This window comes from Ruegeria sp. AB5, from assembly GCF_056542645.1.
This window is the reverse complement of sequence record NZ_JBQGAE010000086.1, coordinates 1-568: the sequence shown is the minus strand read 5'-3', so window position 1 is coordinate 568 and position 568 is coordinate 1. Positions and strand designations below refer to the sequence as shown.

Here is a 568-nt window from a genome sequence, read left to right as displayed (position 1 = left end):
CCCCGGTCCCAACCCAGGCCCCGGTCCCAACCCAGGCCCCGGTCCCAACCCAGCTCCCGGTCCCAATCCAGGTCCCGGCCCTAACGATCCCGCCTACTACCAAACCCCGGAATTCAACCGAAACGAGGGCCTGTCTTTGATTGGAGCCGATGTGCGATACGCAAAGGGCGCACGAGGGCAAGGTGTAAAGATTGCAATCCTGGACACGGGCATTGATGTCGACAATCCGGAGTTCGAAGGGAAAATCGACTTTGACCACAGCCAGTCCTACTTTGTCGGAGACCCCAAAGATATTTCTGAACCCTTCGGTTCTAGCTCTGCCAGTCATGGCACGCATGTCGCCCGCATCGCTGCAGCCAGGAAAGACGGTGAAGGCATACACGGCGTTGCCTTTGAATCCGAGCTTGTCATCTTCAAGGGAATAAGAGCACGGGGCACCACCACCGAATTGACCACCCCTAACACTGTAGAGATATGGCGTGATGCCATAAACCGCTCAATCGATGCCGGTGCGCACGTCATGAACAACAGCTGGGGTACCACCTATAGTATCGGTGGTATCGAACGC

General features: G+C 56.9%; 1 protein-coding gene. It reads left to right on the top strand.

Features of this window, described 5'->3' with window-relative positions:
• Positions 1–151: 151 nt before the first annotated feature.
• Positions 152–568 (top strand): S8 family serine peptidase (locus tag ACR0L4_RS23745; protein ID WP_480515682.1); only part of this gene is annotated, 417 nt, incomplete at its 3' end.